The organism is Kitasatospora sp. NPDC001539, from assembly GCF_040298565.1.
Classification (GTDB): domain Bacteria; phylum Actinomycetota; class Actinomycetes; order Streptomycetales; family Streptomycetaceae; genus Kitasatospora.
In genome coordinates, this window is sequence record NZ_JBEPAK010000352.1 from 1 (window position 1) to 5551 (window position 5551).

3 protein-coding genes and 1 tRNA gene are annotated in these 5551 nt (G+C 75.3%); 3 read left to right on the forward strand and 1 reads right to left on the reverse strand.

Translation table 11 applies throughout. The features are described 5' to 3' along the window. The first annotated feature begins 166 nt into the window (after positions 1-166). Positions 167-2743 (forward strand): ATP-binding protein, encoded by a 2577-nt coding sequence (locus ABT247_RS31365; RefSeq protein ID WP_350749450.1) that lies wholly within the window; start codon positions 167-169, stop codon positions 2741-2743. Next, positions 2736-3566 carry a response regulator gene (locus ABT247_RS31370; protein WP_350749453.1) on the forward strand — a complete coding sequence of 277 codons (831 nt, stop codon included), beginning with the start codon at positions 2736-2738 and terminating at the stop codon, positions 3564-3566. Before ABT247_RS31365 ends, ABT247_RS31370 begins: the two co-directional genes overlap by 8 nt. Before the next feature lie 331 nt (positions 3567-3897). Here the strand turns inward: ABT247_RS31370 and ABT247_RS31375 are convergent, their stop codons facing one another. Then, positions 3898-5166 (reverse strand): amidohydrolase family protein, encoded by a 1269-nt coding sequence (locus ABT247_RS31375; protein WP_350749456.1) that lies wholly within the window; start codon positions 5164-5166, stop codon positions 3898-3900. Between the two features lie 308 nt (positions 5167-5474). Here ABT247_RS31375 and ABT247_RS31380 point away from each other — a divergent pair. Next, a tRNA-Thr gene (locus ABT247_RS31380) sits at positions 5475-5547 on the forward strand. The last annotated feature ends 4 nt before the right edge of the window (positions 5548-5551 follow it).

A 5551-nucleotide genomic window follows, 5' to 3' on the forward strand; every position in this document is an offset into this window, starting at 1 on the left:
GGTCAGCTCGCCCGCCTCGCCGATCGGCGCGTCGTAGTCGTAGCTGGTGACGGTCGGCTCGTACCCGGCGTCGTACGGGTGGGCGCCGGCGGGCCGGCCATCCCCGCACGCGCACGCGCACGCACCACCCGGCCGTCACCTCACGATGATGGAAAGAGCAGCGCCCATGGCCCGCGACCTCACCCCCGGCACCGTGCACCGGCGCGGCCGGCTGAGGGTGTACCTCGGTTCCGCCCCGGGGGTCGGCAAGACCTACCGGATGCTGGACGAGGCCCGGCGCAGACAGCAGCGCGGGGCCGACGTCGTGGTCGGCTACATCGAGTGCCACGGGCGCCGCCACACCGAGGGCATGCTGGCCGGTCTGGAGATCCTGCCGAGGGCCCGACGTTCCTACCGGGATGCCGAGTTCGAGGAGATGGACCTCGACGCGGTGCTCGCCCGCCGCCCTTCCGTGGTGCTGGTCGACGAACTGGCGCACACCAACATCCCCGGCGGCCGCAACGCCAAGCGCTGGCAGGACGTCGAGGAACTGCTCGCCGCCGGGATCGACGTCATCACCACCGTCAACGTCCAGCACCTGGAATCGCTGAACGACGTCGTCCAGAAGATCACCGGCATCCCGCAGCGCGAGACCGTCCCGGACGAGGTCGTCCGCCGGGCCGACCAGATCGAACTCGTCGACATGGCCCCGCAGGCGCTGCGCCGCCGCATGGCCCACGGCAACGTCTACAAAGCGGAGAAGGTGGACGCCGCGCTCTCCAACTACTTCCGGGTCGGCAACCTCACCGCCCTGCGCGAACTCGCCCTGCTGTGGGTCGCCGGGCGGGTGGACGAGGGCCTGCGCGACTACCGGGCCGACCACAGGATCGACCGGGTCTGGGAGACCCGCGAACGCGTCGTGGTCGCCCTCACCGGCGGCCCGGAAGGCGAGACGATCATCCGCCGCGCCGCCCGGATCGCCGACCGCACCGCCGGCGGCGACCTGCTGGCCGTCCACGTCTCCCGCAGCGACGGACTGGCCGGCGCCTCCTCCGGAGCCCTCGCCCAGCAACGGCAGCTGGTCGAGTCCCTCGGCGGCAGCTACCACGTGGTCGTCGGCGACGACATCCCCACCGCGCTGCTCGCCTTCGCCCGCGCCCACGACGCCACCCAACTGGTGCTGGGCACCAGCCGCCGCGGCCGGATCAACCGCTTCCTCACCGGCCCCGGCACCGGGCAGACCACCGTCGACGCCTCCGAGGACATCGACGTGCACATGGTCACCCACGAGTTCACCGGCCGCGGCCGGCTGCCCGCGCTCGGCCGACGCCACTCCAGGCGCCGCACCGTCGTCGGCTACCTCGCCGGGTTCGTGCTGCCCTGGCTGCTCACCGCCGTGCTCTCCCAGGCGCACGCCACCGTCAACCTCACCACCGACGCGCTGATCTTCCAGCTCGGCGTGGTCATCGTCGCCCTGCTCGGCGGCGCCGTGTCCGCGCTGCTGGCCGCCCTCATCGCCTCGGTGCTGCTGAACTACTACTTCATCCCGCCGGTGCACAGCCTGACCATCGGCGAGACCAACAACATCGTCGCCCTGGTGGTGTTCGCCGCCATCGCGCTCACCGTCTCCACCGTGGTCGACCACGCCGGCCGGCTCACCACCCGGGCCGCCCGGGCCACCGCCGAGGCGGAGACCCTCTCCACCCTGGCCGGCAGCGTGCTGCGCGGCGCCGACGCGCTGCCCGCCCTGATGGAGAAGTCCCGCACGGCCTTCGGCATGCGGACCGTCGCACTGCTCTCCCGCACCGGCGGCGAGGTGCTCGCCCACAGCGAGGACGAACACCCGGACGACGGCGACGGACCGACCGAGACCACCGAGGTCCCGGTCGGCGCCGACGCCCTGCTGGTCCTCACCGGCCGCCGGCTCCCAGCCGCCGACCAGCGCGTGCTCACCGCCTTCGCCGCCCACGTCGGCGCCGCCCTGGAACGCGACCGGCTGGCCGTGGCCGCCGCCGAGGTCGAGCCGATCAAGGCCGCCGACCGGATGCGCACCGCCCTGCTCGCCGCCGTCAGCCACGACCTGCGCACCCCGCTCGCCGCCGCCCGCGCCTCGGTCGGCTCACTGCGCAGCCCGGACGTCGAGTTCTCCCCCGAGGACCAGTCCGAACTCCTCGCCACCGCCGACGAGTCGCTGGCCAAGCTCACCCGCCTGGTCGACAACCTGCTCGACATGAGCCGCCTCCAGGCCGGCGCCCTCACCCTCCACCTCACCGAGACCCACCTGGACGAGATCCTGCCCAGGGCACTCGACAGCCTCCCCGACCCGTACGGCCGGACCGGGCCGGCGGACCTCACCGTCGACCTGGAGGAGGGCGCCCCGCCGGTGCTCGCCGACCCGCCCCTGCTGGAACGCGTCCTCGCCAACGTGATCACCAACGCGCTGCGCCACAACGCGCCGGGCGCACCCGTCGTGGTCACCGCCAGCCATCACGCCGACCTGGTCGAGATCCGGGTGATCGACCGCGGCCCGGGCATCGCTCGCGAGGACCGGGACCGGGTCTTCCTGCCCTTCCAGCGGCTCGGCGACACCGACAACACCACCGGCGTCGGCCTCGGCCTCGCCCTCTCCCGCGGCCTCGCCGAGGCCATGGGCGGCAGCCTGGAGGTCGAGGACACCCCCGGGGGCGGCACCACCATGCTGCTCACCCTGCCCGCCGCCACCGAGCCGGCCGCACCCGCGGAGGAGCCGCCGAACCATGAGTGACCGCGACGACCGCGACGACCGCGACGCCCAGGACTGCCGCGATGCCGGGGACGGCCGGGACGGCCAGGACGGCCGGGACCGCCGAGGCACCCGGGACCGCCGAGGCACCCGGGGCGGCCGGGAGGCGCCGGACGAGCGGACGGCCGACCAGCGGTGCGTCCTGATCGTCGACGACGAGCCCGCCCTGCTGCGCACCCTGCGGATCAACCTCAGCGCCCGCCGGTACGCCGTCCGCACCGCCGCCACCGGCGGCGAGGCGCTCGACCGGGCAGCGCGCTCCGCCCCCGACGCCGTCCTGCTCGACCTCGGACTGCCCGACATCGACGGCATGGACGTGCTGCGCGGGCTGCGCACCCGCAGCGCGGTGCCGATCATCGTGCTCTCCGGCCGGACCGACGCCGCCGACCGGATCGGTGCCCTGGACGCGGGCGCCGACGACTACCTCGTCAAGCCGTTCCTGATGGACGAGCTGCTGGCCCGGCTGCGGGCGGTGCTCCGGCGCCGGTCGAGCGGCGTCCCGCTGGGCCGGCCGGTGATCGGCGACCACACCGTCGACCTCGCGGCCACCACGGTGACGGGGCCGGGCGGCCCGGTGCGGCTCACCCCGACCGAGTGGCGGATCCTCGGCCTGCTGCTCGCCAACCCCGGCCGACTGGTGCCCGGGCGGCAGATCCTGCGCGAGGTCTGGGGCCCGGCCCAGGAGACGCGCGGCAACTACCTGCGGGTCTACCTGGCCGGGCTCCGCCGCAAGTTGGAGCGCGACCCGGCCCGCCCGCGCCATCTGATCACGGAGCCGGGAATCGGGTACCGCTACGTGCCCTGAGGCGTCAGCGGCCCGTCAACATCGCCCGCCGCGGCGACAGGAGGGCGTCAAGGGCGGCCCGGTACGGCGTTCCGTGGGCGTAGCGTCGGAGCCGAACGAGCGGTCCTGCTCCGTGTGGGGGAGATCGGGGCCGCTCCAGCCGCCGTTCCAGGCGGCCAGCAAGGTGGGGAAGGGGCGCGTGGCACACGTCGCGCGCCCCTTGGCTGTCCGCCGCCCCCGGTCCCCGGTCCCCGGTCCCCGGTCCCCGGTCGCCGGCCCGCGGTCCCGGCCCCCGGCCCTTCCGTTCCCCGGCCCCTCCGTCCCCCCGGGGCCGGACGTCTCGGTGCCGGTCTCAGCCGTCGGCGCCACCGGACTGCCGGGGCAGCGCCAGTGCCACGGTGTCCGCGAACTCCCGTACCGCGCTGGTCCGGCTGACCACCCGGCCGCTGTGCACCACCAGCCGGCTGTGCCCGCCCGCGAGCGCCCCGGCCAGGCTGTCCCCGCGCACCGCCAGCAGCTCCGCGGGGAAGCCCGCGTCCACCCGGACCGGCGGCAGCCCGAGCACCCCCCGGGCCTGGTTCGCCACCGCGTCGTACGCCTCCTCCGGGCCCAACTCCCCGCCCGCAGCCAGCAGGTAGGCCGACTCCAGCGGGTCGGCCCGGCCGACCGGATTGGACTGGTCCCGCAACGCGCCGCTGCCCGCCGCCAGCGGCACCCGGGCCGAGGCCAACTCCCGTACCAGGCCCGGCCGCAGACCGGTGGCCCGGCCCTCCAGGCCGGTGCAGCCGCCGTTCTGCGGCAGGCAGACCACCCGCACCCCGCTGGTCGCCAGCACGGTGGAGGCGCCCCGGGGCAGCGCGCCGCACGGGCCGAGCGTCACCCGCGGCCGCAGTGGCGCCAAGGCCCCTGCCAGTCGGGCCAGTTGGGCCGCGTCGGCGGCCGTGGTGTGCAGGTCCACCGGGCAGTCCAGCTCCCGGGCCGCCTCCAGCAGCAGCTGGACGTACCCGGCCGGATCCGGGTCCAGTTCGGGGCAGCCGCCTGCCGCCGTGGCGCCCAGTTTGAGCGCCTCGCGCAACTGCGCCCGCCCGTCCGCACCGGCCCGCCCGGTGAGCAGCCGGGGCATCGCGACCGCCTGGAGCTCGGCGAGGCCCCGGAGCGCCTGCCGGGCGGTGAGCACCGCCTCCAGCCGGCTCAGCCCGTGCACGTCGCCGATCCGGACGTGGGTGCGCTGGGCGGTGGCGCCGTAACCGAGCGAGGTGAGCGCGGCCTCGGTGACCCGTCGGGTGAGGTCGGAGTGGGTCTCCGGCGGCGGGGTGGGCAGGGCGGCGGAGAAGGCGGCGTCGTAGTGGGCGTGCGCCTCGGCGGGGGCCGGGAGCAGCAGGTACCCCTTGAGGTCGATCCGGGCGCCGGTGGTGACGGTGGGTGCGCCGGGCAGGGCGGGCAGCGGGCCGAGGCTGCCGACGGTGCCGACCGCCTGGATCCGGTCGCCGCTGATCCGGACGTCCACCACCCGTCCGTCGGCCAGCCGGGCGCCGGTGAGCAGCAGGACCGGGCCGTGCCCGAGCGGGTTGGCCGCCGGGTTGGGCCCGTGGTGCGGCCCGTCGGCGGCTGCGCTGTCCATCGCCGGCTCCTTCTCGCGCTGGGCCGTGGGGTCCGGTGGGCGGTGGGCTCGGCCCCGGGATCGACCGCGGGGATCGGCCCCGGCGGGGATCGGCCGGGGTCCCGACCGATGAGGGTCGAGCCTATGGCGAGAGGCGCCGGGGCGCCGGGAGGCGGGCAATAGTCGTATCGGGTCGGGGCGCAGGCTTCGTCGGCCGGTCGAACGCCCGGCCTTGGATCGACCGTCCGTGCACCTCGCCCACCTGCGGTCTTCGCCCCGGGATACGGATTTCACCTCTGGGCGCGGAACGTGTAATCTCTTCCTCGTTCGCCCCTATAGCTCAGTCGGTAGAGCGTCTCCATGGTAAGGAGAAGGTCTGCGGTTCGATTCCGCATGGGGGCTCTGG

Excerpts from the sequence above, each read along its gene's own strand:
- ABT247_RS31365 (WP_350749450.1), top strand. The coding sequence starts at position 167 with ATGGCCCGCGACCTCACCCCCGGCACCGTGCACCGGCGCGGCCGGCTG.
- ABT247_RS31370 (WP_350749453.1), top strand. The coding sequence starts at position 2,736 with ATGAGTGACCGCGACGACCGCGACGACCGCGACGCCCAGGACTGCCGC.
- ABT247_RS31375 (WP_350749456.1), bottom strand. The coding sequence starts at position 5,166 with ATGGACAGCGCAGCCGCCGACGGGCCGCACCACGGGCCCAACCCGGCG.